We start from the raw sequence: 26,075 nt of genomic DNA, 5'->3' as shown, positions 1-26,075 counted from the left end.
GACACACATGGCGGTGATCTTCGCGGACACCCGGACCGCGAAGATCACCGCCAGCGCATCACGCCACGCAGTTGATCAATTACCCAACACTTTCTGAGGCGCCACCGGTGCGGCACAGCCGGTGCCGCCGCCCCGGAAGGGCGGATCTGCCGCAGGGCGGCCGCCGGACAGCTCCGGTCGGCTGCCGACCACCGGAGCCGGGACCGCGGCGGCGCGGTTGACCGCGGCGAGGGGTCCGCGGTAGTGATCGAATAGCGGTGTTTTGGCTGATCAGCCCGGGTATCGCCTCTTCTGTCGTGACGCTTGGTCAACACCGCTGCGGGGCCCTACAGTGCGCGGCATGAACCTCCGCACCAAGAAAACGCTGTCTGTCCTGCTCAGAAGCGCGATCATCCTCACCTGCTTGAACCTCTTCGGCCTGGCCAGGGGCGGGCACTTCGCCCCGAATCCGGTTTTCTACGTCGTCGTGGCCTTGAACGTGGCGGTCGTCGGGTACACGTGGTGGTGGTACGGCGACTCTCCCAAGGCGGTGGCTCTGCGGGCGAAGGCGGAGGCCAAGAAGGCCGCGCGGCAGCAGTCGAGCTGACCGCCCCGGCCTCCGGTCCACCCGCGTCCGCCCGTCGGAGGCGGACCCGGCATCACGTGACCGGGGGTTCCGGCAAGGAGAACCTCCTGTGCCCGCCGCCGCTGGGCTAGACTGCCTCCATCGGCGGGTACGCACGCCGAACTCCGGCCCGGGCAGATCTCCCGCTTTCGCCTCGGCTGTGACGGACAAGGGCCTCCGGCTCGCGTAAGCCATCGTCGTTCCCTGCGAAGGGCCGGCGCGGGCGGGAGCGCGTCTCCGGCCCCCGGAGGACGGCATGGTCAAGAACGGTGCACGCAAGCGTGCAGTGCGACGTGCAGCATCATCGAGCGGCGCCAAGTACACGACTGCTTTGCGGGGAGTCGAAGCAGAGCGTCGGCAGTCACGGTCTCCTACACCTCGGGCGCAGCACGAGCAGGCCGATCGGAATCGTCACAAGGCCGCTGCCACACGGCGCAGGTACACGGGGGAGAGCTACACCGCCGCATTGGCGGGGGTCAGAGCATCGGGCGATCTGGGGCTGGACTCAACCGTGCCGGAACAGCAGGAGTTCCGCGCCCTCCTTGCTCTGGGACTTCTCAACAAGGGGCGGATCGCCCCGGCGGGGATGGAGTGGGGATGCAGCACGTTCAGCGCCTACGATCCGGTCATCTCCTCTTGCGACGACGCACTGGTGGTCAGTGACTCACGGGCACCCGACAACGTCACGGGGTGGATCCTGCCCACGAGATCGCCGGGTGCGCCGCTACGCATCCCTGGTCTTCGCCTGGTGTCGACCCATGAGTCCGACCGTCGAAGCTACGTGATGCGGCACCTCCCCACGGGGGCGCACCTGGTCGTCACTTCCAGCCCCGCAGGAGAAGTGCCTTCAGACGCCGGAGACACGAGCCCTTGGCGCGATCACCTGACGCTCGACGACGAGCTGACGTCCCGCGAACAGCAAGCACTCGGCGCCATCCCGAGGATGACCGGCAATGCCCGAGCACTGCTGGCAGGTCTGGTGACGCGCTACACCATGGAAGACCCAGCGGGGCAATGGGCCACCAGCTGGGATTGGGACCCGCTGGAACGGCCGGGAGATCGCAGGGAAGAGAGGCTTCCTCTTCGGGAGGGCGTGCACCGAAGGCTGTGGGGGGAGGGGAACACCTGGGAGCTGCAGTGGACGGGGTACCCCTATCCGGAGGATCTCGCAACTGCCCTGACTCATCCGCTGGTTGGGATCAGCGGCGCCCGCATGAGCCGACACCGCGACACGTACGAGGTGAGTTTGGGCGACGCCCTGCTCGAGCTGCGGGCCTGGAGGGCGTGACATGGCGCTGGGAGCACTCGCCGCGGCCTGCGCTGCGCTGGTGGTGGGCCTGCTGACGTGGACACAGTCCCGTGCGTCAAACCGCCGCGACGACTTCGTCGCGATCACGGAGCGGCTGGACCGGGAACTGGAGAACGAGAGGGAACAGCGGCGACTCCTGATGGGCTTCGTGCTGGCCCTGCTCCAGTGGGCCCGCACGGTGGAGGCGGACCCGGAGCCCGGCCCGCCACCGAACCCTCCGGCTGGGCTCGACCTCACACCTTGGCTGCGGTGACGATGGCGCACCTGGCAGCCCGCCTCGGATCCGGCGTGACGGGATGAACGAGCAACGAGGCTCCCTGGTCGGCGGGTCGAGGCGTGAGGACATCCCACCCCACCACCCCGGGGAGCCCCGTCCGTCCCCCCTTGTACCTCGTACCGATCTACCGGGCCGCCGCCCGATCCGAGCCCGCCCCGCCGGAGCCCAGTGATTCGAAGTCCGCGACCAGGTCGGCGGGGGAGGGGAGGGCGTCGATCTCCGCCTTCATGGCCGCGGCCGACTTCCGCAGGGCCTCGTCCGTGACCAGCCGGTCGAGCAGGGCGGTGTCGACGGCGTCCAGGCTGGAGGTCAGGGCGAAGCCGGCGGCCCGGGCGGCGGCGGCATTGGCGAAGTTGTCGGCGCCCTGGGGGAGGATCAGCTGGGGGACACCCAGCGTGGCAGCGGTCATCATGCTGCCGGAGCCCCCGTGGTGGACGACTCCGTCGCTGGCCTGGAGCAGCTGGCTCAGCGGCACCCACGGCAGCGGCCGGACGTTGCCGGGCAGCGTGCCGAGCGGTGCGAGGTCCTCACCGCCGACGGCGAGCAGGATCTCGGCGTCGAGCGCCCCGGCCTGCTCGATCAGCCGGGAGACGGGGGCGATGCCCTCCCACTCGGTGAACACCGTGCCCAGCGTCACCGCGATCCGCGGCTTGGTGCCGCGCCCGATCAGGTCGGCGGGGATCGTCCCGCCGCCGTTGTACGGCACGTACCTCACGCGCCAGCCCCCGCCGTCCCCGCCGAGCGAGGCCGGCACGACGTCGAGGACGGTGGACCAAGCCGTCGCCTCGACCCCGTGCGCGCGGTAGTCGTCGGCGAGCAACCGGCGCAGGCGCACGGCTGCCCCGCCCGAGGTCACCCCGAAGTTGTGCGCCACGGCGGGTATGCCGAGCTTGGCGGCCACCAGCGGCGCGGCGCCCTGGAAGGACTCGTGCACGATCACGTCCGGCCGCCAGCCCTCCGCGACCTTCAGCAGCCCGTCGATGGTCGACCGGCCGAACTCGGCGAAGCCGAGGGCGCTCAGCTCGTTCGTCTCGTCCTCCGTCCGCTCCTGGTCGGCGAAACGGACGTCTTTCGGGAGGGCGCGCGCGAAGGCCTCCCTGAGAGTGCCGCCGTCGCCGACCTCGACGACGGGCAGTCCGGTGTTGCGCAGGATCGCGAGAGGAGCCTGACCGGCGAACAGGACGTCGTGGCCGGCCGCCCGCAGGGCCAGCGCGGTGGGGATGACGGGGAAGATGTGGCCGACCGCCCCGGGGGCGGTGAACAGGAATCGCACAGCGGTCCTCCTGGTGTGGGTGGTTGTTCTTGGTCGGGCGCGCTCGGGGCGCCGGGAGATCGGCACGTTCGCGGAGGGTCGGGAGATCCGGCCCTCTGTTCACCGGTCTCCGCGGCGTACGGGATGTCGGGTCGTCCTGCGCCGCGCTGCTCCGTGCCGCGCGCGGGACATCCCGGTCCACCGTGATGTCGGCTGTGGCCACGGCGCCCCTGGTGAGCTGGCGGCCGCCCCCCCGGCGGTCACTGTGTCGAAGAGCCTGTCACGGCCCGTCCGGACCGGCACTTGTACTTTTTGACAGATGTTCGCCTTGCGGACGGTCGGCTTTCTCTTGCTTGATATGGTTCGGGCCCCTTGAAATGCCGTCGCGTCTGCGTCCCAACGATCGTGCGGTGGGCGGCAGTTCATCGTGCGTAAGCCCGGCCGGGCAGAGTAGCCGGCCCAGCCGCTTCCGCACGGGGGGCTACGCCGCGATCGGCTTCGACGACAGGGCCGCTGACCTGCTAGTATTTCCTTCGTCGCGAGGGAGATGACCCCTCGCCAGGCGTCAGCGGTGCTACCAGAGCACGCCCTACTTTCAGTAGGGAGAGTCCGTGCGACCCGGGCCTGGCGCTCCACAGTCGGACGAGGTCCGGTGCCCACTCGGGTGCCGGGCCTCGTCCGCGTTCGCGGGGCCGTTCGACGCCCGCGCCGGCCACTACCGTCGCCGCGGCCATCGACCCCGTAACTGCGGCGTAGTAGCATCGGGCCGACGACAGAAGTTGATCACCGGTGGCGTGGCCGAGGCGTTCTCGGACCGTCCGCACCGCCGGCTCCTTGGCTGTCACGACATCGGGGGAGCGGCGGCGACTCGCAACGGTCAGGCATCACACGCCAGTTGGCGTTCACCGATGCCTGGAGCCCGGCGGATCGCCGGTACCGCCATCAGTGAGGAGGTCATCCCATGGAACCTGTCACGTTGATCACCGGCGGTTCGAGCGGAATCGGCGCGGCCACCGCCCGTGGCCTGCTCAAGCAGGGTCACCGCGTGGCGATCACCGGCCGCGACGCCGACAGGCTGGCCGCGTTCGCCACCTCCACCGGCGCGGGGGAACGACTGCTGACCATCAGCGGGGACGCCGCCGACGAGCACCATGTCGCGACGGCCGTGCGTCAAGTCATGGACTCCTGGGGCCGGTTGGACACGGTGATCGCCAACGCCGGGTTCTCCCTGCCCGGCACCCTGGAGAACCACGACGCCCAGGCCATGCGCACCATGATCCTCACCAACGTCCTCGGCCCGGCCCTGCTGGTGCAGCAGACGCTGCCGCACCTGAGGCAGTCCAAGGGCCGGATCGTGGTCGTCGGTTCGGTCGCGGGCATCAGGAACACGCCCGGCAACATGTACTCGGTCACCAAGTGGGCCGCGCACGCCCTGGTCGAGAACGTCCGGCTGCTGGTGGCCAAGGACGGCATCGGCGTGACCCTCGTCGCCCCGGGGATCGTGGACACCCCGTTCTGGGACGAGCGCGGCGGCTGCCCCGACGCGGCGCCGGCCCTGACCGCCGAGCAGGTCGCCGAGACGATCCTGTTCGCCGTCAACCAGCCCGAAGGTGTCGACGTCAGCCACCTCGTGGTGCGGCCCGCCGGACAGGTCAACTGATCCCGCCCGGACGTGGGTCCGCCCGCCAGTCACATCACATGCGGCTGCGGTATCAAGCGCAGCACGTTCGGCCGAGCGAAGCCACCCCTACCCCGCAAGCGACTGCTCCTGATCGTCGCCGTCGGCCGACGACCACCGTGCGGCCGAGGGCGCCGATTCGCAGACCGGGAGCGCTGCCGCGCCCAGGTCAGCGGCGAGTCGGCCGGTAGCGCTCGATGCGGTCCAGGTAGCCGGCGAGAAGGTCGCTGTGGCTGATGGTGAAGTCTCCGTTGGGCAGGGAATCTCCCCCGCCGAAGTACCGGCCCATGACAGCAGCGGGAAGGAAGGAGCGCAGGCTGTGACGCATGTCCTCGGGGTGGTCAAGGGATTCGCCCCACTCGGCGGCAGCCTGATCGGTGGAGAGCAGGACCCAGTGATCCACGGGGACGGCGGCGTCGAGGTCCGGTGCTGCACCGGTGTGGCTGTCGAGCGTGGGCACGGTCAGCCGGTCGGGGTCGTGGGGCGCGTACCACAGCAGCAGGGGCTTGGCGCGCTGTGCGTCGGCATTGTCGAAGCAGCAGACGGCGATGGTGTGGTCGGGGAAGTGGTCGGCGTAGAAGCGCAGGAGGTCCGGGTCGAGGTCCGGCCGCCGGTGTGATGGCACCTGCTGCAGGGCGGCGGGAATCATGCCCGCGGTCACGCCCCGCGCCGGGCCGCCGGAGCCGTTCACCCGGGGCTGGGACGGCCGGAGCGAGCAGTTGTGGCGCCCCTCTGTCGAGACCCTCCTCGGCCTCGGGCCGGACCGCCTCGACACCATGGCCGAACGCGGCCACCCCACCCGCGAGTACGTCGTCTTCGGCACGCAGTGGTGGCTCTACGTCTGCAACCGGCTCGCCGAGGACCCCCGGCGCCTGCTCCGCGCCCTGGTCGACGCGGCCGCCTGACCGGACCGCTCGGAGTCCGGAGATGCCGGGTCGTCGCCGCTGTTCAACTCGCCTGCGGCGCAGCCGTGGTGAGCTCCTTGCCGTACCAGATCTGCGCGTACGGGCCGCTGTTGTAGGCGGGGATCTCCCGGTAGCCGTGCCGGAGGTAGAGTGCGCGGGCCTCGACCAGGTCGAGGCGCGTGTCGAGGACGATCCGCTCGGCGCCGAGGGACCGGGCGGCTTCGTCGACGGCGGCGAGCAGGCGGGCGCCGCCGCCGGTGCCGCGCAGGTCGGGGCGGACGTAGACACGGGTCAGTTCGGCGGTGGTGGCGTCGAGTCGGCGCAGGCCGGCGCAGGAGTGGGCGACGCCGTCGTGGCGGCCGATCAGGAACAGGCCGTCCGGGGCGGCGAGGTGGTCGCTGGGGGAGTCGGCCAGGCCGGACTCCAGCTCCTCCGCGGTGCCCTCCCGCCCGAGGTGCAGGCGGTAGTAGCGGTTGGCGACGTCGTAGTAGTACTCGCGCAGCAGCTCCAGGGCCTCGGGCGTGGTCACGTCGGCCGTGGTGACGGCCCAGAGGTCGGAGCGGCGGGGCGCGGTGTTCGTCATGCGCGCATGATCCACTCCCCGACGGCGGCGCCGCAATCGGTTTTCGGGGGACCGTGGGCGCACCCGGGCGGTCCGTCGGGGAGGCGGTCGGCAAAGGAACGGCAAGGCCTGCGGCGCGCCGTTGCCCCGCGCGGGTGATGGGGGGATTGGCGGGGGTGCATGGCGGGGGAGCAGTGCAGCTATGCACAGACCATCAGATTGTCCGATTAATGGGGGTTTGAGAGGGAGTCGGAAGAGCCGGGGCGGTGTGCGGACCGGCCTGCTGGCCACCGTCTGCCTCTCCGCCGTCATCGCCGGCTGCGCCGGTCCGGCCGGCCCCGCCGCGCCGCCCAAGGCCGCCCCGGCCAAGGCGGACGCCGCCAGGGCAGAGGCGCCCAAGGCGGAAGCGGCCAGGGCGGAGGCGCCCAGGGCGGAGACAGCCAACGCGGAGGCAGTCAACGCGGAGGCAGCCAAGGCGGAGGCAGCAGCCCCCGCCGTCGAGGCTGCCGATCGAGGCGCGGCGCGCCCCCCGGCGGCGCCGCCGCTGTTGCCCGGTCTGGCTCGCCAGGAGGAGGAGACCAGTAGCGAGGCGGTCGCCCGCCAGGAGGCAGCCGTCCGGACCGCGTTGGAGACCGCGCAGCGCTGGGGCCTGGACAGTCCGCCGCTGAAGGCCCCGCCGCGCCCGGCGACCCGGGCCGCGCTCACCCCGGTGCAGGGCGTCAAGCTCGCGGAGGGTCGCCCGCCGGTGGTCTACCGGGTGCCGACCGACGACAAGGTGGTCTTCCTGACCGTCGACGACGGCGCGGAGAAGGACCCCGCGTTCACGAGGATGGCCGAGGAGCTGGGGATCCCGTTCAGCGCCTTCGTGTCCGACTACCTCGCCCGCGAGAACTACGGCTACTTCCGCGACATGCACGCCCAAGGCGTGGAGATCAACAACCACACGATCAACCACCGCAACCTGAAGGTCCTGGACTACGAGACCCAGCGCCAGGAGATCTGCAACCAGCAGGACCAGCTGGAGCAGCAGATCGGCGTCCGTCCCCGGCTGTTCCGGCCGCCGTACGGCGAGTACAACGACGAGACGCTGCGCGCGGCGGCCTCCTGCGGGGTGCAGGCGGTGCCGATGTGGAACGAGGAGGCGTTCCCGGACCGCATGGAGTGGCGCTACGACGACCGGAAGCTGCACCCGGGCGACATCATCCTCACCCACTTCCGGGGCACCGACATCTGGAAGGCGACCATGCCGGACCTGCTGCGCAAGGTCGTCAACGACGTCACCGCGGCCGGCTTCTCGCTGGGGCGGCTGGACGACTACCTGTAGCCGCGGCGGGGCGGCTCAGCCGAGCGAGAGGGCGTCGAGGTACACCCAGGCGCCCTCGTGCCGCACGAAGCGGCTGTGCTCGGTGAGCACGCCCTCCTCGCCGCCCTCGGTCCAGTGCGCGCGGAACGCGACCGTGCCCTCCGCGTGGAACGCGCCGCCCTCGGTGGTGGAGACCACCTCCAGCTTGGTCCAGCGCAGCCCCGGGTCGAAGTCGACCTCGGCGGGACGGGTGTCCGGGTGCCAGGTGCGAAGCAGGTACGCCTCGTCCTGCGCGGCGAAGGCGCTGAACCGCGAGCGCATCAGGGACTCGGCGGTGGTGGCCGCCGCCTGGCCGCGGTGCAGTCGGCCGCAGCAGTCGCCGTAGGCGGCGGGCAGGCCGCACGGGCAGGGGGAGGAGGGCAGCAGCCGGGGAGCGGCGGCGCGGGGCGCGGAAGGACGTCGGGACATGCGGTCCATTCTCCCCCACGGACGGGTGGCTCCCGCGGCCCGGGACTCGCGCTCCTCCTTCCGCCCGGGACCCGGCGAACGCGCGGGACCGGACAAGCCCGGGGCGCGGCCCCTCGGTGCACCGAGGGGCCGGGCCCGGCCGCGTTACGCGGGGCGCCGGAACGAGTAGTTGAACTCGGCGCTGCCGAAGTGCCCCATCATCCGCAGCCAGAACGGCATCAGCATCTCCGTCGCCCGGGCGGCCGAGATGTCCCCGAGGTCGATGATCCACTCGGCCGGCCAGCCGAATCCGCCGAGCAGCGCGACGGCCTCGGCCTTGGCCGCCGCGTCGTTCCCGGCGATGAAGAGGTTGTGCTCGCCGCTCAGCCGGCCCGGCTCCACCATCAGCTCGCAGTTGACGGTGTTGAGCGCCTTGACCACCCGGGCCTCGGGGAATTCGCGCTGGATCTGCTCGCCGACGCTGTCGGTGTTCGCCGGGTCGAGGGTCACCTGGCCCTCGGGGCCGAACACCAGCGGGTTGGAGACGTCGATCAGCAGCTTCCCCGCGAGGTGCTCCGCGCCGGCGGCCCGCAGCGCCGCCAGGGCGACCGTCCCGCCGGTCGCGTTCAGCACCACCTCGCCGAACGCGGCCGCCTCGGCGAAGGTCCCGCACTGGGCGTCGGGACCGGCCTGCGCGGCCCAGGCCAGCCCCTTCTCGTTGTCCTTGCTCCGGGAGCCCAGCGTCACCTGGTGGCCGAGCGAGACCAGCTTGCTCCCCAGCGTCTGCCCGACCATGCCCGTACCGATGATTCCGATGCGCACCGCTTCCCCGTTTCGTCAGGTGGGGGCCTGCTCCCGGTGGAGCGGGCCGCGACGACGATAGTTGACCGCGCGTCAGTCGTGTCGGAAGCTCCGGGTCGCATCCGTGTCCCGGTGCCGGACATCGCGACTGTGCCCGCAAGAAGTGCGCGATCCACAGCAGTGCGCGGCACGCGAATTCCTCCCGCGGTGCGGGGCTGTGGCGAGCCGCCCGCCACCTGCGATTGGTCGCTGGTAGTAGTTGCCTGATTGTGGAGCGATCCCGATTCGGGGTTCGGTCCGCAGATTCGCGGGGGGACGACTCGACAGGACTTGAGGAGCGGTCATGGGTGGCAGACAGCGTCCGCCGAGAGCGCGGAACCCCCACCAGGGCAAGCCGGCCGCCGGCGCCGCACGGGCGGACTCCCGGGTGGAGTTCGCCCGGATCGAGGGCTTCCTGGCCTGGGAGGCGGAGGTCGCGGCGGCCGAGCGGGACGCCCGCGCCTTCGCCGCGCAGTTCCCCTGGCTGCCGGCCGCGGAGCGGGAGAGCCTCGAACAGGCCTACACCGCCGACCGGCTGCGCTACGCCGAGGAGGTCGTGGACCGCGCCGTCGAGCGCTGCCGCCGGCTGGCGGCCCGCTACCGCAGCGAGTGCCGCCGGATCTGCACCCGCTGGGCCGGGCTCTGCCTCTCCGTCACCCTGGCGGCGGCGCTGTTTGCCGTCGTCCCGGCGGCCCTGCGGGGCTGAGCCGCCGGGAGCGGCGAGAACGACGAGGGCCCGCTGCGCCGGCCACGGCGCAGCGGGCCCTCGTCGTGCCGGGTCCGGTGCGGAGCGGGGTCAGTGGTGGCCGTGGCCGCTGGTGACCTCCGCGTGCTCCTCCACGGTGGGCTTGGCGATCTGGCTGCCCGGGCCGTAGAGGCCGCGGGACAGCTTCACCCGGGTACGGGTCCACAGTCCGGCCTTGCGGGCCACACCGTTCTCGTCCACCTCGGGCGGCAGGACGGTCGGCTGCGGCTGCTCGTGCGCGGTGAGGGTGAAGAGCCGGCCCTGCGGCAGCGGCTCGTGGATCTCGATGTACTCGCCGTGCTGGAGGCGCTTGATGACGCCGGTCTCCCGGCCGTGCAGCACCTTCTCCTTGTCCCGCCGCTGCAGGCCCAGGCACCACCGCTTGGTGATCACGAAGACGACGATCGGCACGGTGAAGAAGCCGATCCGCACCGCGTAGGTGATGGCGTTGATCGAGAGGTGGAAGTGGGTGGCCAGCAGGTCGTTGCCGCCGCCGGCCAGCAGGATCAGGTAGAGGCTCACCCAGGCCGCGCCGAAGGCCGTCCGGACCGGGGCGTTGCGCGGCCGGTCGGCGATGTGGTGCTCGCCGCGGTCCCCGGTGGCCCAGGCCTCCAGGAACGGCCAGAACCAGATGGCCATCAGCACCAGCGGGAAGACCATCAGTGGGATGAACACCCCGAGGTTCAGGGTGTGGCCGCCCCAGACGCTGATCTCCCAGCCGGGCATGACGCGGATCAGGCCCTCGGAGAAGCCCATGTACCAGTCCGGCTGGGCGTCCGTGGACACCTGGTCGGGCCGGTACGGGCCGTACGCCCAGATCGGGTTGACCGTGGCGATCGCCGACATGGCCGAGACCACGCCGAAGACCAGGAAGAAGAACCCGCCCGCCTTCGCCATGTAGACCGGCATCAGCGGCATTCCGACCACGTTCTCGTTGGTCCGGCCGGGCCCGGCGAACTGGGTGTGCTTGTGGTAGAAGACCAGGATCAGGTGCGCCACCAGCAGACCCAGCATGATCCCCGGGATCAGCAGGATGTGGACGGTGAACAGTCGCGGGATGATGTCGGTGCCCGGGAACTCGCCGCCGAAGATGAAGAACTGCAGGTAGGTGCCGACGATCGGGACGGCGAGGATCGCGCCTTCCATGAAGCGGATGCCGGTGCCGGACAGCAGGTCGTCCGGCAGCGAGTAGCCCATGAAGCCGTCGAACATGCCGAGGAACAGCAGCAGCGCGCCGAAGATCCAGTTGATCTCGCGGGGCTTGCGGAACGCTCCGGTGAAGAACACCCGCAGCATGTGCGTGAACATCGAGGCGATGAAGACGATCGCGGACCAGTGGTGGATCTGGCGCATCAGCAGGCCGCCGCGCACCTCGAAGCTGATCCTCATCGTGGAGGCGTAGGCCTCGGACATCGGGATGCCCTTGAGCGGGACGTAGGAGCCGTCGTAGACGACCTCGCTCATGCTCGGGTTGAAGAAGAAGGTCAGCCAGACGCCGGTCAGGATGATGACGACGAAGGTGTAGAGCGCGACCTCGCCCAGCATGAAGGACCAGTGGTCCGGGAAGATCTTGCGCAGGTTGGCCTTGGCCAGGGAGTAGATGCCGAGTCGGCCGTCGGTCCAGTCGGCCAGCGCCTCACCCACGTTCGAGGGCTTGGCGCGCGTGCTGGTCTCCGGTCCCGGCTGCGACTGCTGGTCGGCTCTCACGACGGGCTCCCCGGCGTCCTCGGCGTGCCGTGCTGGAGCCCCGTCGGCGGGAACGCCGGCCGGCGAAGTGTTGTGATCATGGGACCTCTCGATACGGGCCTGCCGGTCGGACCGGCGCGCGGACCGGGTCGGCCCGCTGGACTCGTTGCTCAGGGTGATGGAGCGCTTACTCTGTCATGCTGTCGGCAGGGGGCCGACTGTGCACGTCCATCGGCCCGTCCGGCCGCTCGTGTCGGGCCGGACGGGGGTTCCTGACGTCCGATCGGCTGGCCGCCGTCCGGCCCGCCGGGCAGCCGATGCTGCGGTCGGGTGCCGCTGGACCGGTTCGGCGCGCGCCGCGGCCGGGGGTCGCGCGGTCGACGGCCTACGCTGCGCCAATGGTGGATCACCGTGAACTCTTCGAGGACGTCACCGGGGCCCTGGCCCGCGCTGGGTTCGACACCGCGCCGGGCCCCTCACCGCTGTGGATCGGCCACCACCCCGAGGGGGTGGTGGTCGGCTGGACGCCGGGCGCGGAGCCGGACGGGCCACCCACCCGGGAGGCGCGCGCGGCGCTGTGCGGCGCGGCCGCGCTCGTACTGCGCGAGTGCGGCTACCTGGTCGCCGAGACGGAGGCGGGTGACCTGCTGGTGCGTTCCGCCGAACCGGTGACGGTCCCGGCCGAGCCGGAGCCGGTGCCCGAGCAGTGGTGGGGATGACGCGGGTCCGCTGCGGCCGGGGACCGGGTTCGGGGAGGGGCCCGGTGGTCCTGCCGGGGTGAAGTACCACGCCGACTGGCTCGGGCTGGGGCTGCTGACGTCCGTCCGGGCCTGGCGTCCGGCGGGTATTGACGTCCAGCGGGTCCTGCGTCCGTCCGGGCCTGAGGTCCGGCGGGTACTGACGTCCAGCGGGTCCTGCGTCCGTCCGGGCCTGGCGTCAGGACCCGCCGAGCGTGAAGCCGATCACCGCGCCGCCGCCCTCCCGGTTGGCGGCGAAGGCGGTGCCGCCATGAGAGCGGGCCACCTCGTGCACGATCGCCAGGCCCAGCCCCGAGCCGGGCAGGCTGCGGGCGGCGGTGGCGCGGTAGAAGCGGTCGAAGACCCGGTGGAGGTCGGAGGCGTCGATGCCCGGACCGCGGTCGCGCACCTCCACCCGCGGGCCGCGCACCACCACCTCGATCGGGCCCGCGCCGGCCGGGTCGAACTTGGCGGCATTGTCCAGCAGATTGCCCACCGCGCGGGCCAGCGCGTCCGGGCGGGCGGTGACGACGGTGTCGTCGGCGTCCACCAGGATCGCCCGGTCGCTGCGCCGCCGGGCCTGGGTGACCGCACCGCGGACCACCTCGGCCAGGACCACCTCGGTCGGCAGCTCGTCCGCCCTGCGGTCCGCGGCGAGCGCCACCAGCTCCTCCACCAGCTGGGTCAACTCCCGTGCCTCATCGGCGAGATCGGACATCAGCGCCTCGCGCTCCGCGGGCGGCAGCCGGTCCATGTCGGGGAGCACGGAGAGGTTGGTGCGCAGGCTCGTCAGCGGGGTGCGCAGCTCGTGCCCGGCGTCCTGGACGAGTCGGCGCTGGTTCTCCTTGGCAGTGGCGAGCCGGACCAGCATCCGGTCGAAGGCCCGGCCGAGCCGACCCACCTCGTCCGTTCCGGCGGCGGGCACCGGGACGTCCAACCGGCCACTGGCGGCGACCAGTTCGGCCGCCGCGGTGAGCCGGACCAGCCGGATGGATATCCACCGGGCGAGCAGCCAGCCGGCCCCGCCCGCGACCAGCGTGACCACCGCCACCAGTGCCGTGGTGCGGATCCGCAGGGCGGCCAGCAGGTGCTCGGTCGGGCCGACCTGCTGGATGATCTGGACCGCGCCGCGGCGGCCGCCGAGCGAGACCACCCCCACCCGGAGGGTGTCGCCGTGCAGTCGGCGCATCCCCGATGCGGTACGGCCGGGCTCCTCGGCGCGGGCGAGCTCGCGGTCGGCCGGAGTCGCCGGCAGGTCGAGCCGGGCGGTGCCGGGCAGGACCCGGGCGTCGGGGTCGAGCGCCTGCGAGGTCACCCGGATCGGGCGCAGCAGGTCGTCGCTCAGGCCGTCGGGACCGGCGAAGTCGCCCGGGAAGAGGATCTGCCGTCCGACCTGGCGCTGGACGGAGTCGACGGCCGCGGTGAAGTCGGCGCCCTCGTCGTCCCGGATCAGCCGGGCGGCGCCGTGGTAGCCGAGGGCGCCGATCAGCACCGCGACCAGGGCGGCGATGGCGGCGAAGGCGAGCGAGAGGGTGGTGTGCAGCCCCGGGCGCGGCAGGCGCGGGCGGCGCCGTCGCACCGGGCCGGTCACGGCTCGCGCAGCGTGTAACCGACGCCGCGGACGGTGTGGATCAGCGAGGGCAGGCCGGGGCGGTCGAGCTTGCGGCGCAGGTAGCCGATGAAGACGGCGAGGTTCTTCGAGCCGGGGCCGAAGTCGTAGCCCCAGATCCGCTCGTACAGGGTGGCCTGGTCGAGGACGGATCCGGCGTTGCGGGTGAGCAGCTCCAACAGGTCGAACTCGGTGCGGGACAGCTCAAGCTCCTGCCCGGCCCGCCAGGCCCGTCGGGCGGGCGGCTCGATCCGCAGGTCGGCGACGCTCAGGACCTCGGCCTCCGGGAGGGGCTGGTTGCGGCGCAGCAGGGCGCGCAGCCGGGCGAAGAGCTCGTCCACGTCGAAGGGCTTGACCAGGTAGTCGTCGGCCCCGGCGTCGAGGCCGGCGATCCGGTCCGGGACCTCGACCCGGGCGGTGAGCATCAGCACCGGGGTGCGGTCGCCGGCGGCGCGCAGCCGGCGGCAGACCTCCAGGCCGTCCGGCTCGGGCATCATCACGTCGAGCACCAGGACGTCCGGGCGCTGTTCGGCTAGGACGGCCAGGGTCTGGGTGCCGTTCGCGGCTATCCGCACCCGGTAGCCCTTCAGCATCAGTGCGCGGGCGAGCGAGTCACGGATGGCGCGGTCGTCCTCGGCGACCAGCACGGTGTGCGTCATGACGGAGATTCTCCCTGGCGTGCTCACGACTGCTCCCGGGGGGTCCGAGGGATGGTCGGGCGGGTACGTCCGGCCGTGACTTTCGCGTGCTGCTTCGTGGGCGTACCGTGGCCACACGGTGGCGCGCCCGCCCGGTGGGCCGCCGGGTCAGTGTCGGCACGCCCTGCCGGAGGCCACGATGGCAGACCGGATGGCCTTCCTCACCACCCCGCGCGTGGAGCGGGCGCGGCGGGACGCGCGAGAGCGGCTGGGGGACCGGCGGGAGGTGTACCGGCCGGGGGAGCTGCTGCCGGTGGTGGGCGGGCAGGCGGGGCGGTGCATGGACTGCGGACTGCCGTTCTGCCACAGCGCCTGCCCGTTGGGGAACCTGATCCCGGACTGGAACCGGCTGGTGGCGGAGGCGGACTGGCGGGCGGCGGCCGCCCGACTGCTGGCGACGAACAACTTCCCCGAGTTCACCGGTCGGCTCTGCCCGGCACCCTGCGAGAGCGCCTGCGTGCTGGCGATCGACGGGGACGCGGTGACCATCAAGAACGTGGAGCTGGCGATCGCCGACCGGGCCTGGGAGGAGGGCTGGGACGGGCCCCGGCCGGCGGAGCGGGACGGTGGGTGGGGTTACGGCGACGGGTTCGAGCGGGGAGACGGGGCCGGGCGGGGTGGCGGGCGGCGGGTTGCGGTGATCGGGTCCGGTCCGGCCGGGCTGGCTGCCGCCCAGCAGCTGACCCGGGCCGGGCACGCCACCACGGTGTACGAGCGGGCCGACCGCCCGGGCGGGCTGCTGCGGTACGGGATCCCGCCGTTCCGGCTGGAGAAGCACCGGCTGGAGCGGAGGCTCGACCAGCTGCGGGCCGAGGGCACCGTCTTCCGTACCGGGGTGTGGGTCGGCCGGGACGTGTCGGGCGAGGAGCTGCGGGCCGGGTACGACGCGCTGGTGGTCGCGGTGGGCGCGACCGCCTGCAGGGAGCTGCCGGTGCCCGGGGACGAACTGCCCGGGGTGCACCAGGCGATGGACTACCTGACCTGGGCGAACCGGGTGGACGAGGGCGACTGCCCGGCCTCGCCGGTCTCCGCCGAGGGCCGCCACGTGGTGATCGTCGGCGGAGGGGACACCGCGGCCGACTGCCTGGGGACCGCGCTGCGCCAGCGGGCTGCCTCGGTCACCCAGCTGGACATCAACCCGCGCCCACCGGAGCGCCGGGCGGCCGGGCAGCCCTGGCCCGTCCACCCCAAGGTGTACCGGGAGACCACCTCGCACGAGGAGTCCGGCGCCGCCGCGGCCGGGCCCCGGGTGTTCGCGGCGGTCACCGTGGGCTTCGAGCCGGGCCCGGACGGGCGGCTCGCCGCCGTCCGCTTCGCCGAGGCCGAGCCCGCCGACCGCAGCCCGAGGCTCGGCACCGAGCGGAGCCTGCCGGCGCAGCTGGCGCTGCTCGCGCTGGGCTTCACCGGGCCGGAGCCGGACCAGCGGCTGTACGCCCAACTCGGCCTCGCGACCGGGCCGGAGGGCACCCTGGCCAGGGACGACGGCTTCGCCTCGGGGACGGCGGGCGTGTTCGTCGCGGGCGATGCCGGACGCGGACAGTCGCTCATCGTCTGGGCGATCGCCGAGGGACGTGCGGCGGCCGCGGCGGTGGACTGTTACCTGCAAGGCCGGACCGAACTCCCGTCGCCGATCAGGGCGTCGACGCGGGCGCTCACGCTGTGAGGGCCCTCCTGATCGGGGTCGGGCGGGTGCATGCACGTCAGGAGGCGGCGGCGGATGCGGTCGGGCGCGGTGTGCGGGGGTGGGGTGTCGGCGGTGCGTCATGGGATGGGCTCCGGGGCTGGGTCGGCTGACAGCGCGGTCGTTGGGTCGGTCGTCGGCGCGGTGGCAGGCTCGTTGGGGGTTCGGCGGCTGGTGTGGTCTGGTGCGCGCGCTGGTCGTAGCGCCAGAGTGCCGGTATGGCGGCGGACAGGACGGCGGCGCTGCCGAAGCAGAGCAGACCGCCGGTGCGCAGCGCGGCCCGGATGCCCTGGCCGGCGGCGAGGCCGCCGGCCCGCAGGTCGCCCAGGGCGGGGCCGGCGGAGCCGATCAGCATCTCCAACCCGGCTGCGCGGCCTCGGAGTTCGTCCGGAATGGACTGGCAAGCGGGAACTGCTCGACCTGATGGCCGAGGCGATGGTCGCCGAGGCCCTCCCGCCCGGCCGCGAGCCGGACCCGGAGCACTGGCCCGAGTGGATCGCCGCCGACGCCCGTGCCAAGCGGCACGCCCTGCTCGCCTACCGCGACGGCGCCCGGGTGCACGCCGGAACCCTGCCCACCGAGGAGGAACTCCCGGCGGTCGAGGCGCAGTTGGGCGCCCTCTGCCAGTCCGGTCTGCGCCCGCGCACGGCGCTGCGGCTGCTGCTGACCGTCGACCGCTACATCATGGGCTGGGTCACCGAGGAACAGGCCTGGCGGCAGGACGCCGCGGACCGCGAGCGGCCGCCGTTCCCGGACGACGCGCTGCGCGAGCTGCCGCTGCTGCGCGAGGCGGCCGACGTGCTGCGGATGACCGACCACGACGCCGACTTCGAGTACGGGCTGCGCGTGATGATCGAGGGGTTCCGGGCCGAGATCGCCCGGGAAGCGGCGGAGTCGGGTGGGTCGGCCGATGGGCTAGGTTGGCGCCATGACGACGCTTGATCCCCGCAGTACGGCCCTGATCCTGATCGACCTGATGGACCGCATCGTCGCCAACCCGCTCGCGCCGCACGCCGGTTCGCAGGTGGTGGCGACCTCGCTGGAGCTCGCCCGGTCCTTCCGCGCCGCCGGTGCCCCGGTCGTCGCCGTGCGGGTCGAGCGGCCGAACGTCGCCGAGCAGCCGCCCGGGAGCGACCTGCTCGCGGAGGTCGCGGCGGTGGCCGACGAGGTGGTGGTCAAGCGCACCATCGGCGCCTTCCGGGGCACCGGCCTGCACGAGCTGCTCCGGGCGCGGGGCGTCGAAACCCTGGTGTTCGCCGGGATCGCCACCAACCTCGGCGTGGAGTCGAGCGCCCGCGCGGCCGCCGACCACGGCTACGACCTGGTCTTCGTCGAGGACGCGATGACCGGGCTCACCGCGGAGGAGCACCGGGCGTCGGTGGAGCTGGACTTCCCGCGCCTCGGCGAGGTCGTGGCCGCGGTGGACCTGCGGCTGGGGTAGGGCCTGTGCGCCGGTCAGGCGGGCCCGCCTGCCTGCCCGGCGGGCCCTGCCGGGCAGGCCGCGGCCGGCGAGCCCCGGTCCGTCAGGCGGACCTGAGCAGGGCGATCCGGCTGGCGGTCCGGTCCAGGTCGCGGAACAGGCTCTCGTCGGTGGTCGGCCCGTCGATGGGGTCTGCGCCGATCAGCACCAGCCGGACGTCCCGGTCGCAGCAGACGTCCACCAGGTCCGCGAACCGCCGACGCCCGTCCGGGGTCGCGTCGGCGAGCGCCGGTACGTCGGTGAGCACCAGGGTGGGGAAACGCTCGGTGAGCGCCAGCTGGTCGGCCGCCGAGGACAGCCCCTCGCACAGCTCGGCGAAACCGAACCACACCTCGGCGTCGCGGACCGCCACCGCTCGCAGCGGGCGGCCGTGCACCACCACCTCCTCCGCCTCCCCCACGGCCGGCGGGGTGAGTCCGAGCGCACGAAGGCCCCGCTCGTCGCCGGTCCGCAGCCGCGCGCCCTGCGCGAAGCGCTGCGGGGCGCCGTCCGCCGTCCGCCCCTCCCGGCGGAAGTCCACCGGGCCCGCGATCTCCACCACGTCCATCCGCTCCTCGATCAGCCGGATCGTCGGCTCGAACAGGTGGTGGTACAGCGGGTTCGGCATCAGCCCTGCAGGCGGGTAGTTGGACGTGGTGACCAGGGTGATCCGCCGGTCCAGCAGCGTCCGGAAGAGCCGGGCCACCAGCATCGCGTCCCCGGCGTCGTGGGCGTGGAACTCGTCGAAGACCAGTACCCGGCAGTCGCCGAGCAGCTCGTCCACGGCCCGGTCGACCGCCGCCACCCGCTCACCGTTGGCGTCCCGGCGCGGGTCGGCGGTGTGCAGGGCGACGCCCTCGTGCAGTCGGCGGAAGAAGTCGTGGAAGTGCAGCCGCCGCTTGCGCGGGGTGGCCAGGCCGTCCAGGAAGGTGTCCACCAGCCAGCTCTTGCCCCGGCCGACCGGGCCCCACAGATAGACGTGGCGCGGCGGGCGGCGAACGAACAGCCCGGCGCGGGCGAGCTCCCCGGCGAGCCGCGACAACCGCTCCACCGCGGGCCGTTGCGCCGGGTCCACGGCGAAACCCCGCTGCTCGGCGGCCTGCCGGAAGTGCGCCAGCATCGTCTCGTACTGCTTCGTCGCCCGGTCCGTCACGTCCGCGAACCCTAACAGGAGCTCAGAAGTGCTTCGACGGCCGCCTGTGCGCTGTCGGGCGGTGGGCCGAGGACGCCCGCGGCTGCCCCTCGGGAGGATTCCGCTTGACCTTGACACAGTGACAAGGTCTTCACTGTGGCCGAGGAGGTGGTCACCATGACCATGAGGACAGCGGACACGCACACGATGCGGGCGCTTCGGGCGCTGGAGAGCGGCGACTCGTCGGTCCGGCTGCAGGCCGCACTGGCCATCGGCACGACGCCGGACCGGGGTTTCGTCGACAGGCTGATCGAGCGGTGCGCGGTCGAGCCCGAGTTCTACGTGCGGGAGATGCTGACGTGGGCGCTCACCCGCCACCCGGCAGCGGTGACGGTCCCGGCCCTGCTGGACGAGGTCCGCTCGCAGCGTGCGCAGGCACGGAGCCAGGCGCTGCACACGCTGTCCAAGATCGGGGACCGGCAGGCGTGGCCCGCGATCACACCGGCGCTGCTGGCCGATGCCGACGAGGAGGTGGCCCGGAGCGCCTGGCGGGCAGCGGTCGTGCTGGTGCCCGAAGGTGAGGAGCGCGAGCTGGCCGTAGTGTTGGCGACGCAGCTCGGGCGCGGCGAACGCGAGACGCAGCTGAGCCTCAGTCGGGCGCTGATCGCGCTCGGGGAGATGATGCTGCCGGCCCTGGGCGCCGCGACGGCGCATCCCGACCCCCGCGTGCGCGCCCACGCCATCGCCACCGAACGGCTGTGGCGCGACCCGGATGCCGGATTCGAGTTCGCGATCGAGGAGGCGAAGCGCGTCGTGGCCCTGGGCGGGGGCGGCCAGGAGGGGCGGTAGGCAGTGTTGATCGGCGATGTCGCACGGCGGTCCGGGGTCAGTGCCCGCATGCTGAGGCACTACGAGTCGCTCGGCCTGGTGCGGCCGTCGGGTCGCACCGACTCCGGCTACCGGGAGTACTCCGACGAGAACATCCGGCGGATCTTCCACATCGAGAGCCTGCGGTCCCTGGGGCTGTCGTTGAGTGACGTCGGGCGCGCGCTCGACGATCCCGGTTTCGCGCCCTCGGAGCTCGTCGACGACCTCATCCGGCAGACGCTGGACCGCATCGCGGCGGAGACCGAGCTGCTCACACGACTCCGCCGGATCGGTGCCGCGGAGCCCGCGGGCTGGGAGGAGGTCCTCCGGGCCGTCTCGCTGCTCCAGGGGTTGGAGTCGAAGAGCGCGAAGGCGCGGCAGCGCAGCGCCCTGGCCGCGGTCGAGGACGTCGCCGTGCCGGTGGAGGCACTGGCCGAGGCGGTGCTGGACGAGTCGGACCCGGTCGTCGCCGGAGCTCTCCGTTGGGCCCTGGTGCAATCGGGATCGGGGGAGGATGCGCCGGCACTGCTGGCGAAGGGCCTCGACTCACCCGCGGCCGAGGTGCGGAAACGCGCCGTCCAGTCCCTCGCCGAGTTCCCGAACGGTGCGGCGACCGCACTCTTGCGGGACGCCCTCGCCAACCCCGACCCGGTGGTCCGCGACTTCGCGGCGCTGGCGCTCGGGACACGCGGAGTCGCCGACGCGGTGCCGACGCTCATCGACATGGTCGTCGAGGAGCGGAAGGGCGCCGACGCGGCCGATGCGCTCGGTGTGTTGGCGAGTGACCCCGCATTGGCGGACCGGGTCGCCAGCGGGATCGTCGACTGCCTCGCCCGCGACGCCCCGGGATCGTCCGCGCGTCGGTGGTTGGCCCAGGCGCTCGCCGACGTCCCGGGGAGCACGGCGTCAGGTGCCCTTGTGGAGCTGGCGCAGGACGAGGACCGCGCGGTGGCGCTGACCGCGGCCTACGTCCTCAAGCTGCGCGAGGCGCGTTAGGGCCCGAATGACGGTCAGGCCGGCGGCCAGGACGACGAGGAGGACCGACCGGGCTGGGGTCAGCTGCTGCGGGCGGCCCTCAGGGCTTCGCGCAGGTGGCCGTTCGCGGCGGTGAGGAGACGGGTGGCGGTGGGCGCGTCCACGTCGGCGAGCAGGAGCAGGATCGCGTCCTTCGCCCGTCCGCCGGTGGAGCCGAGGGCACGGTGGATGGCCTCCTCGTCGGCACCGGTGGCCTCGGCGACGATCCGGTGGGCGCGTTCGCGCAGCTTGGTGTTGGTGGCCCGGACATCGACCATCAGATTTCCGTACGTTCGGCCGAGACGGACCATCACGGCCGTCGACAGCATGTTGAGCACCAGCTTCTGTGCGGTGCCCGCCTTGAGCCGGGTCGAGCCGGCCAGTACCTCGGGGCCCACCTCCACCTCGACGGCCAGCTCGGCGGCGGCTGCCAGCGACGAACCGCGGTTGCACGCCAGGGCGACGGTCAGCGCGCCGGCGGCCCGCGCGGCCCGTACGGCTGCCACCGCGTACGGGGTGCGGCCGGAGGCGGAGACGCCGACCAGGGTGTCGGCGGGGGTGAGGGCGAGCGCGGCCACGTCCGACTCGGCGAGGTCGGGGCGGTCCTCGGCGCCCTCGGCGGCCTCCGTCACGGCCGTCCGGCCGCCTGCGATCAGGCCCACGACCTGGGCCGGCTCGATGCCGAAGGTCGGCGGGCACTCGGCGGCGTCCAGCACCCCGAGCCGGCCGGGCGTTCCCGCTCCGGCGTAGACCAGGCGCCCGCCGCGCGCCATCCGGGCGGCCACCGCGTCCACCACGGCGGCGATCCGGTCCAACTGCCCGGCGACGGCGGTGGGGACGGTGCGGTCCTCGGCGTTCATCAGGCGGAGCAGCTCGGTGGTGGGCAGCTCGTCGATCGCGGCCCACTCGGGGCGGATCGTCTCGGTGGGCGGCACGTCGGGCGGCAGGGTGGGCCGGTTCGGGCGGGGGTTCCGATTGTGGTGGTTCGGGCGGGGGGTGGCCGGGGGGTCGTGGTCCATGGCGTGAGCGTCCCCGGGTGCGCGGTGGCCGAATCCCGGCGAGCCCGGCGCAGGTCGGGGCTGTCCGAGCCGCGTGGCGGGCCCGGTGGGGTCGGCTGGGCTGCGTCACCGGCCCGCCGGGCGTCACGTGGTCAGGCCATCCAGAAGAACACCGCCGTCATCCGGCGCTCAGCGAGCTGGTTGCCGTAGTAGCCGGTGGCGCTGTGGATCAGGTTGGCGTGGTAGAGCAGCAGTTGGTTGTAGCGGTTGGGGACGCGGACGTCCTCGACGAAGTGGTCGGCGGGCACGCGGCGGGTGCCGAGCGCTTCGACCAGGTTGTTGTGCGGGGCCTCGACCAGGTTGCCGCCGAGGCGGCCGCCGGGGAACTGCTGGCGGTAGAAGCTGGTGCCGGCGTCCTTGGGTGCGCCCGGGCTGAGGTACAGCACGGCGGCGTAGCGGCAGAGCGCGCGGGAGTCGGTGTGCGGGCGGGACTCCGACTCGCCGGCGCCGACGACCTGGACGCAGTTGTGGTTGAGCGTGCCGCCGCCCGGGGTGCTCTGCACCCAGAGCCGGGACGCCCCGGTGGCCTTGCGGACCTGGGCCTCGACCCGGGCCAGCTCTTCGGGCTCCAGGCCCGGCATGGTGCGCAGACCGGGCCAGGTCTCGGGGCGGTGCGGGTAGCCCTCCGTCCACTCGTCGCGGGCCAGGCAGCGCTCGCGGACGGCGTCCGGGTCGGGCAGGACATCGTTCAGGACCCAGTAGTCCCGGCCGCGGGTGGGCTTGCGGTACGGCAGGACCGGCAGTGTGGTGGGCCTGGCGGGCTGTGAGGGCATGGGCCGACGATAGAGGCGGTGATCGTCAAGCTTCTGCCGTGAGCAGGTCAACCTTTCGTCAACGGCGTTCCGATCTTTGCGGGATCGTCAGGCCTCCCGGACCGCGAAGCCGCCCAGCGCACCCTCCAGTCGGTCGAAGGCGTGGACGGCGGAGGGCCGAACCGCGGCGGCGATCGTGGCGTGGTCCTCGTCGGCCAGGGTGCGGCGGAGGACCTCGGCGAACACCGCCCGGTCGACGGCGGCGAGCAGTGCGGCGGCGACGCGGCTCTCGAAGCCGACGGGTCTCTCGTGGACGGCCTCGGCCAGCGCCTCGGCGAGGGCGCTCTCGCTCTGCTCGTGCACCTCGCGCAGCCGGGCGACCAGCGCCGGGCTGTCGAAGACCGTGCGGGCGAAGGCCGGGCCCGAGAAGCCGAACCGGGGATCGTGCCGGTCGATCCCGACGAGGCAGTCGCGGCGCAGCGCGGCGAGGGCGGACTCGCCCGGCGCGCGCCCGGCGACGGTCCGGGCGAGCCGGCCGGCCATCTCCTCGTGCAGGTCGAAGAAGAGGTCCTCCTTGCGCGGGAAGTGGTTGGTGACGGTCATCTTGGCGACGCCCGCGGCGGCCGCGACCTCGGCGATGGTCGTCCGGTCGAAGCCCTGCTCGATGAAGAGCCTCGTCGCGGCGTGCGAGATCGCCTCGCGGGTGCGGCGCTTGTTCCGCTCGCGGAGGTTCGGTGTCGGGGGCCCGGTCTCGGTCTCTGTCTCGGTCATGGCGGGAGCCTAGCGCAGTTCGCTGGGTCGAGCACAGGAATTAGGTTTGACCTAATCGGTGGGTCCGTCCTAAGTTCTTCTCGGGCGGTCGGAACGGCCGCCGGAGTGACCGCCGGAAGGGCCCTCGCCGGGCTCGGGGACGGCTCGCTCCAGGGCGATCCAGGGGAGGGCGCATGACCGAATCCGTCACCGAGAAGGGCCGGCGCGGGGCAGTCCGGGAGGGGGCGCCGGGGTCGAATCCGGGGGATTCGCATCCACCGGGGTCGAATCCGGCGGACTCGATTCCGCCGGGCCTGTGGAAGATGGGCGCGGTACTCGCCCTGGGTCCGGTGCTCGCGCTGCTGGACAGCACGATCGTCAATGTCGGCATTGACTCCATCGGTCGCGATCTGCACAGCTCGATCGGGGCGGTGCAGTGGGTGGCCACGGGCTACCTGCTGGCGATCTCGCTGACCATGCCGCTCTCGGGCTGGGCCGCGGGCCGCTTCGGGGCCCGGCGGGCGTGGCTCGCCTCGGTCGTGCTGTTCGTGCTCGGTTCGGCGCTGTGCGGCTTGGCCTGGTCGACGGGCAGCCTGATCGCCTTCCGGGTGCTGCAGGGGATCGGAGGCGGGATGATTCAGCCGCTCGGCCAGGCGATCATCATACAAGCGGCGGGGCCGTCCAGGATCGGGCGGGTGATGGGCACCCTGATGCTCCCCATCAGCCTGGCGCCGGTCCTCGGGCCGATCCTCGGCGGGCTGGTGCTGGAGCACCTCGACTGGCGCTGGATGTTCCTGCTGAACGTGCCCGTCGGGCTGCTGATCCTGCTACTGGCCGCCCGCTGGCTGCCGACTGACGAAGCGTCGGATTCGCTGCGGCCCGGGCTGGACGTGACCGGCCTGATGCTGCTCTCGCCCGGTCTGACCGGGCTGGTCTACGGGCTCTCGACGATCGGTGACGGCGGAACGGTCGGCTGGGCCGCGCTGGTGGCGGGTACGGCCCTGGTCGCGGCCTACAGCTGGTACGCGCTGCGCGTGGGGCGCCGCAACGCTCGGACGCCGCTGATCGACCTGCGGCTGTTCGCCCGACGCGGCTTCACCGTGGCGACGGCGAACAGCTTCCTGCAGGGCGCCGCGCTCTACAGCTCGATGTTCCTGGTGCCGCTCTACTACCAGCAGGTGAAGCACGCCGGGGCGGTGGAGGCGGGCCTGCTGCTGGCGCCGCAGGCCCTCGGCACGGCGGTCACCGCGATGCTGGCGGCCCGAATAACCGACCGCATCGCACCGCGTCCGCTGGTCCTGATCGGCATCGCCTGCTCCCTGGTCGGCACGCTCGCCTTCACCCGGCTGGGGAGTGGCTCGGAGCCGGCCCCCTGGCTGATCGCCGGCTCGCTGGCGTTGCGCGGCGCGGGCATGGGGATCATCGCGATCCCCGGCCTGGCGGCGGTGTACGGGAGCGTCGAGAAGGCCCAGGTGCCCGCGGCGGCCGGAGCGGTCAACGTACTGAACCGGGTCGGCGGTGCGCTCGGCACGGCGGTGCTGACGCTGGCCCTCCAACAGGCCCAGCACGGTCACCCGGACGTGCCGGGCGCGGCCTTCGGGGAGACGTTCTGGTGGGTGCTGGCGCTGTCCGCGCTGGCGATCGCGCCGGCCTGGCTCTACCCGAACACCCGCAAGGACGCTGCCTGACTGGCAGTCAACTCTTGACGTAGGAACCCTGATCACGGAGGTGCCCATGGTCACCAAGAAGCCCGCAGGCCTGCGCCTGCTCACCGTGCACGCCCACCCCGACGACGAGTCCAGCAAGGGCGCGGCCACCCTCGCCCGGTACGCCGCCGAAGGTGTGGACGTCCTGGTCGCCACCTGCACCGGCGGGGAGCGCGGCTCGGTGCTCAACCCGGCACTGGACCGTCCCGAGGTCCGGGCCGACATCGCCCGGATCCGGCGCGAGGAGATGGCGGCCGCCCGCGAGATCCTCGGGGTGCGCCAGGAGTTCCTCGGCTTCGTCGACTCCGGCATGCCGGGCCCGGACGAGCCGCTGCCGGAGGGCTGCTTCGCCGCCCAGCCGGTCGAGCACGCGGCGGTGCCGCTGGTCGCGCTGATCCGGGAGTTCCGCCCACACGTGGTGATCACCTACGACGAGACCGGCGGGTACCCGCACCCGGACCATGTGATGACCCACCGGGTCGCCGTGGAAGCCCTCGAGGCCGCCGCCGACCCGGGGCGCCACCCCGAGGCGGGTGAGCCCTGGCAGGCCTCCAAGCTCTACTACCACACGGCGCTCTCCCGGGCCTGGTTCCAGACCTTGCACGACGCCATGACGGAGCGTGGTGTCCCGTCGGCCATGGGCGAGTTGCTCGCCGAGTGGCCCGACACCCCGCCCGCCCTGGCCACCACCACCCGGATAGCGTGCGCCGAGCAGTTCGCCGTACGGGACGCGGCGATGCTGGCCCACGCCACCCAGGTCGCACCGGGTGTCGCCTTCATGGCCCACCCGCGGGACATCGAGCGGGAGGTCTGGCCGACGGAGGACTACCACCTGGCCCGGAGCCTGGTACCCGTGGCCGTTCCGGTGCCCGTGGCCGTGGCCGGTGGGGCGGTCGGGGCGGGCGTCCCGGTCGGGGCGGGCGTCGAGACCGACCTGTTCGCCGGGCTCCGGGCGGAGGAGGGCACCGGATGAGCCTCAAGCCGCAGACCGCGGTGCCGGCTGT

General features: G+C 72.9%; 28 protein-coding genes. 15 read left to right on the top strand and 13 right to left on the bottom strand.

Annotated features, from left to right (window positions below):
- The first annotated feature begins 340 nt into the window (after window positions 1–340).
- From ACZ3TI_RS28830 to ACZ3TI_RS28820, 3 genes are all read left to right on the top strand, one after another.
- Window positions 341–586 (top strand): hypothetical protein, encoded by a 246-nt coding sequence (locus ACZ3TI_RS28830; RefSeq protein ID WP_465731197.1) that lies wholly within the window; start codon window positions 341–343, stop codon window positions 584–586.
- A 529-nt stretch (window positions 587–1,115) separates the two neighbouring features.
- Complete coding sequence (locus ACZ3TI_RS28825; RefSeq protein WP_465731195.1) at window positions 1,116–1,892, top strand: hypothetical protein; 777 nt, start codon at window positions 1,116–1,118, stop codon at window positions 1,890–1,892.
- A gap of 1 nt (window position 1,893) precedes the next feature.
- Complete coding sequence (locus ACZ3TI_RS28820) at window positions 1,894–2,166, top strand: hypothetical protein (protein ID WP_465731193.1); 273 nt, start codon at window positions 1,894–1,896, stop codon at window positions 2,164–2,166.
- A gap of 148 nt (window positions 2,167–2,314) precedes the next feature.
- Here ACZ3TI_RS28820 and ACZ3TI_RS28815 read toward each other — a convergent pair whose 3' ends face one another.
- Window positions 2,315–3,463 carry a glycosyltransferase gene (locus ACZ3TI_RS28815; RefSeq protein ID WP_465731191.1) on the bottom strand — a complete coding sequence of 383 codons (1,149 nt, stop codon included), beginning with the start codon at window positions 3,461–3,463 and terminating at the stop codon, window positions 2,315–2,317.
- 940 nt (window positions 3,464–4,403) lie between these two features.
- Here ACZ3TI_RS28815 and ACZ3TI_RS28810 point away from each other — a divergent pair.
- A complete protein-coding gene (locus ACZ3TI_RS28810) occupies window positions 4,404–5,102 on the top strand; it encodes an SDR family oxidoreductase (protein ID WP_465731189.1) in 699 nt (232 codons plus the stop codon).
- A 187-nt stretch (window positions 5,103–5,289) separates the two neighbouring features.
- On the opposite strand, the gene ACZ3TI_RS28805 is transcribed toward ACZ3TI_RS28810, so the two are convergent.
- Window positions 5,290–5,745, bottom strand: coding sequence for a hypothetical protein (locus ACZ3TI_RS28805; RefSeq protein WP_465731187.1), 456 nt, complete (start codon window positions 5,743–5,745; stop codon window positions 5,290–5,292).
- A gap of 22 nt (window positions 5,746–5,767) precedes the next feature.
- On the opposite strand from ACZ3TI_RS28805, the gene ACZ3TI_RS28800 reads away from it, so the two are divergent.
- A complete protein-coding gene (locus ACZ3TI_RS28800; RefSeq protein WP_465731185.1) occupies window positions 5,768–6,025 on the top strand; it encodes a hypothetical protein in 258 nt (85 codons plus the stop codon).
- 43 nt (window positions 6,026–6,068) lie between these two features.
- Here ACZ3TI_RS28800 and ACZ3TI_RS28795 read toward each other — a convergent pair whose 3' ends face one another.
- On the bottom strand, window positions 6,069–6,608 hold the full coding sequence (locus ACZ3TI_RS28795) for a GNAT family N-acetyltransferase (protein WP_465731183.1): 540 nt from the start codon (window positions 6,606–6,608) through the stop codon (window positions 6,069–6,071).
- A 247-nt stretch (window positions 6,609–6,855) separates the two neighbouring features.
- On the opposite strand from ACZ3TI_RS28795, the gene ACZ3TI_RS28790 reads away from it, so the two are divergent.
- Window positions 6,856–7,911 carry a polysaccharide deacetylase family protein gene (locus tag ACZ3TI_RS28790; RefSeq protein WP_465731181.1) on the top strand — a complete coding sequence of 352 codons (1,056 nt, stop codon included), beginning with the start codon at window positions 6,856–6,858 and terminating at the stop codon, window positions 7,909–7,911.
- A gap of 15 nt (window positions 7,912–7,926) precedes the next feature.
- Here the strand turns inward: ACZ3TI_RS28790 and ACZ3TI_RS28785 are convergent, their stop codons facing one another.
- Together ACZ3TI_RS28785 and ACZ3TI_RS28780 are read right to left on the bottom strand one after the other, a co-directional pair.
- Entirely contained in the window at window positions 7,927–8,358 is a 432-nt protein-coding gene (locus ACZ3TI_RS28785) for a YchJ family protein (protein ID WP_465731179.1), read from the bottom strand.
- Window positions 8,359–8,502: 144 nt separating this feature from the next.
- Window positions 8,503–9,159: an NADPH-dependent F420 reductase gene (locus ACZ3TI_RS28780; protein WP_465731177.1), complete on the bottom strand. Its 657-nt coding sequence runs from the start codon at window positions 9,157–9,159 to the stop codon at window positions 8,503–8,505.
- 322 nt (window positions 9,160–9,481) lie between these two features.
- On the opposite strand from ACZ3TI_RS28780, the gene ACZ3TI_RS28775 reads away from it, so the two are divergent.
- The gene (locus tag ACZ3TI_RS28775) at window positions 9,482–9,883 is read left to right on the top strand and encodes a cytochrome C oxidase subunit I (RefSeq protein ID WP_465731175.1); all 402 of its coding nucleotides are present in this window, start codon (window positions 9,482–9,484) and stop codon (window positions 9,881–9,883) included.
- Between the two features lie 90 nt (window positions 9,884–9,973).
- Here ACZ3TI_RS28775 and qcrB read toward each other — a convergent pair whose 3' ends face one another.
- Window positions 9,974–11,566: a cytochrome bc1 complex cytochrome b subunit gene (qcrB, locus tag ACZ3TI_RS28770; RefSeq protein ID WP_465731213.1), complete on the bottom strand. Its 1,593-nt coding sequence runs from the start codon at window positions 11,564–11,566 to the stop codon at window positions 9,974–9,976.
- A gap of 440 nt (window positions 11,567–12,006) precedes the next feature.
- On the opposite strand from qcrB, the gene ACZ3TI_RS28765 reads away from it, so the two are divergent.
- Window positions 12,007–12,327, top strand: a complete 321-nt coding sequence (locus tag ACZ3TI_RS28765; RefSeq protein ID WP_465731173.1) for a hypothetical protein — start codon at window positions 12,007–12,009, stop codon at window positions 12,325–12,327.
- Between the two features lie 217 nt (window positions 12,328–12,544).
- Here the strand turns inward: ACZ3TI_RS28765 and ACZ3TI_RS28760 are convergent, their stop codons facing one another.
- Window positions 12,545–13,936 (bottom strand): sensor histidine kinase, encoded by a 1,392-nt coding sequence (locus ACZ3TI_RS28760; protein WP_465731171.1) that lies wholly within the window; start codon window positions 13,934–13,936, stop codon window positions 12,545–12,547.
- Window positions 13,933–14,613: a response regulator transcription factor gene (locus tag ACZ3TI_RS28755; RefSeq protein ID WP_465731169.1), complete on the bottom strand. Its 681-nt coding sequence runs from the start codon at window positions 14,611–14,613 to the stop codon at window positions 13,933–13,935. The genes ACZ3TI_RS28760 and ACZ3TI_RS28755 overlap by 4 nt, the downstream gene beginning before the upstream one ends.
- Window positions 14,614–14,791: 178 nt before the next feature.
- Between ACZ3TI_RS28755 and ACZ3TI_RS28750 the strand changes: the two genes are divergently transcribed.
- Window positions 14,792–16,315 (top strand): glutamate synthase subunit beta, encoded by a 1,524-nt coding sequence (locus ACZ3TI_RS28750; RefSeq protein ID WP_465731167.1) that lies wholly within the window; start codon window positions 14,792–14,794, stop codon window positions 16,313–16,315.
- 37 nt (window positions 16,316–16,352) lie between these two features.
- Here the strand turns inward: ACZ3TI_RS28750 and ACZ3TI_RS28745 are convergent, their stop codons facing one another.
- Entirely contained in the window at window positions 16,353–16,688 is a 336-nt protein-coding gene (locus ACZ3TI_RS28745; protein ID WP_465731165.1) for a hypothetical protein, read from the bottom strand.
- A 68-nt stretch (window positions 16,689–16,756) separates the two neighbouring features.
- Here ACZ3TI_RS28745 and ACZ3TI_RS28740 point away from each other — a divergent pair, with 68 nt between their 5' ends.
- Together ACZ3TI_RS28740 and ACZ3TI_RS28735 are read left to right on the top strand one after the other, a co-directional pair.
- Window positions 16,757–17,275, top strand: a complete 519-nt coding sequence (locus ACZ3TI_RS28740) for a TetR/AcrR family transcriptional regulator C-terminal domain-containing protein (RefSeq protein WP_465731163.1) — start codon at window positions 16,757–16,759, stop codon at window positions 17,273–17,275.
- Window positions 17,262–17,774 (top strand): isochorismatase family protein, encoded by a 513-nt coding sequence (locus tag ACZ3TI_RS28735; protein WP_465731160.1) that lies wholly within the window; start codon window positions 17,262–17,264, stop codon window positions 17,772–17,774. The genes ACZ3TI_RS28740 and ACZ3TI_RS28735 overlap by 14 nt, the downstream gene beginning before the upstream one ends.
- A gap of 82 nt (window positions 17,775–17,856) precedes the next feature.
- Here ACZ3TI_RS28735 and zapE read toward each other — a convergent pair whose 3' ends face one another.
- Window positions 17,857–18,945 carry a cell division protein ZapE gene (gene zapE / locus ACZ3TI_RS28730; RefSeq protein WP_465731158.1) on the bottom strand — a complete coding sequence of 363 codons (1,089 nt, stop codon included), beginning with the start codon at window positions 18,943–18,945 and terminating at the stop codon, window positions 17,857–17,859.
- A gap of 156 nt (window positions 18,946–19,101) precedes the next feature.
- Between zapE and ACZ3TI_RS28725 the strand changes: the two genes are divergently transcribed.
- A complete protein-coding gene (locus ACZ3TI_RS28725; protein WP_465731211.1) occupies window positions 19,102–19,773 on the top strand; it encodes a HEAT repeat domain-containing protein in 672 nt (223 codons plus the stop codon).
- Between the two features lie 3 nt (window positions 19,774–19,776).
- Entirely contained in the window at window positions 19,777–20,787 is a 1,011-nt protein-coding gene (locus ACZ3TI_RS28720) for a HEAT repeat domain-containing protein (RefSeq protein WP_465731156.1), read from the top strand.
- 59 nt (window positions 20,788–20,846) lie between these two features.
- On the opposite strand, the gene murQ is transcribed toward ACZ3TI_RS28720, so the two are convergent.
- The 3 genes from murQ to ACZ3TI_RS28705 all read right to left on the bottom strand — a co-directional run bounded on the left by murQ (window position 20,847) and on the right by ACZ3TI_RS28705 (window position 23,386).
- Window positions 20,847–21,824: an N-acetylmuramic acid 6-phosphate etherase gene (murQ, locus tag ACZ3TI_RS28715; protein WP_465731154.1), complete on the bottom strand. Its 978-nt coding sequence runs from the start codon at window positions 21,822–21,824 to the stop codon at window positions 20,847–20,849.
- Between the two features lie 131 nt (window positions 21,825–21,955).
- Window positions 21,956–22,636: a DUF6445 family protein gene (locus ACZ3TI_RS28710; RefSeq protein WP_465731153.1), complete on the bottom strand. Its 681-nt coding sequence runs from the start codon at window positions 22,634–22,636 to the stop codon at window positions 21,956–21,958.
- 87 nt (window positions 22,637–22,723) lie between these two features.
- Complete coding sequence (locus tag ACZ3TI_RS28705; protein ID WP_465731150.1) at window positions 22,724–23,386, bottom strand: TetR/AcrR family transcriptional regulator; 663 nt, start codon at window positions 23,384–23,386, stop codon at window positions 22,724–22,726.
- A 302-nt stretch (window positions 23,387–23,688) separates the two neighbouring features.
- On the opposite strand from ACZ3TI_RS28705, the gene ACZ3TI_RS28700 reads away from it, so the two are divergent.
- The gene (locus ACZ3TI_RS28700; RefSeq protein ID WP_465731148.1) at window positions 23,689–25,053 is read left to right on the top strand and encodes an MDR family MFS transporter; all 1,365 of its coding nucleotides are present in this window, start codon (window positions 23,689–23,691) and stop codon (window positions 25,051–25,053) included.
- Window positions 25,054–25,099: 46 nt separating this feature from the next.
- On the top strand, window positions 25,100–26,044 hold the full coding sequence (gene mca / locus ACZ3TI_RS28695; RefSeq protein WP_465731146.1) for a mycothiol conjugate amidase Mca: 945 nt from the start codon (window positions 25,100–25,102) through the stop codon (window positions 26,042–26,044).
- Window positions 26,045–26,075 lie beyond the last annotated feature (31 nt).

Source organism: Kitasatospora sp. NPDC023120 (assembly GCF_055560835.1).
Note: the sequence above shows the minus strand (reverse complement) of the source record. Positions and strands in the feature narration are given on the sequence as shown.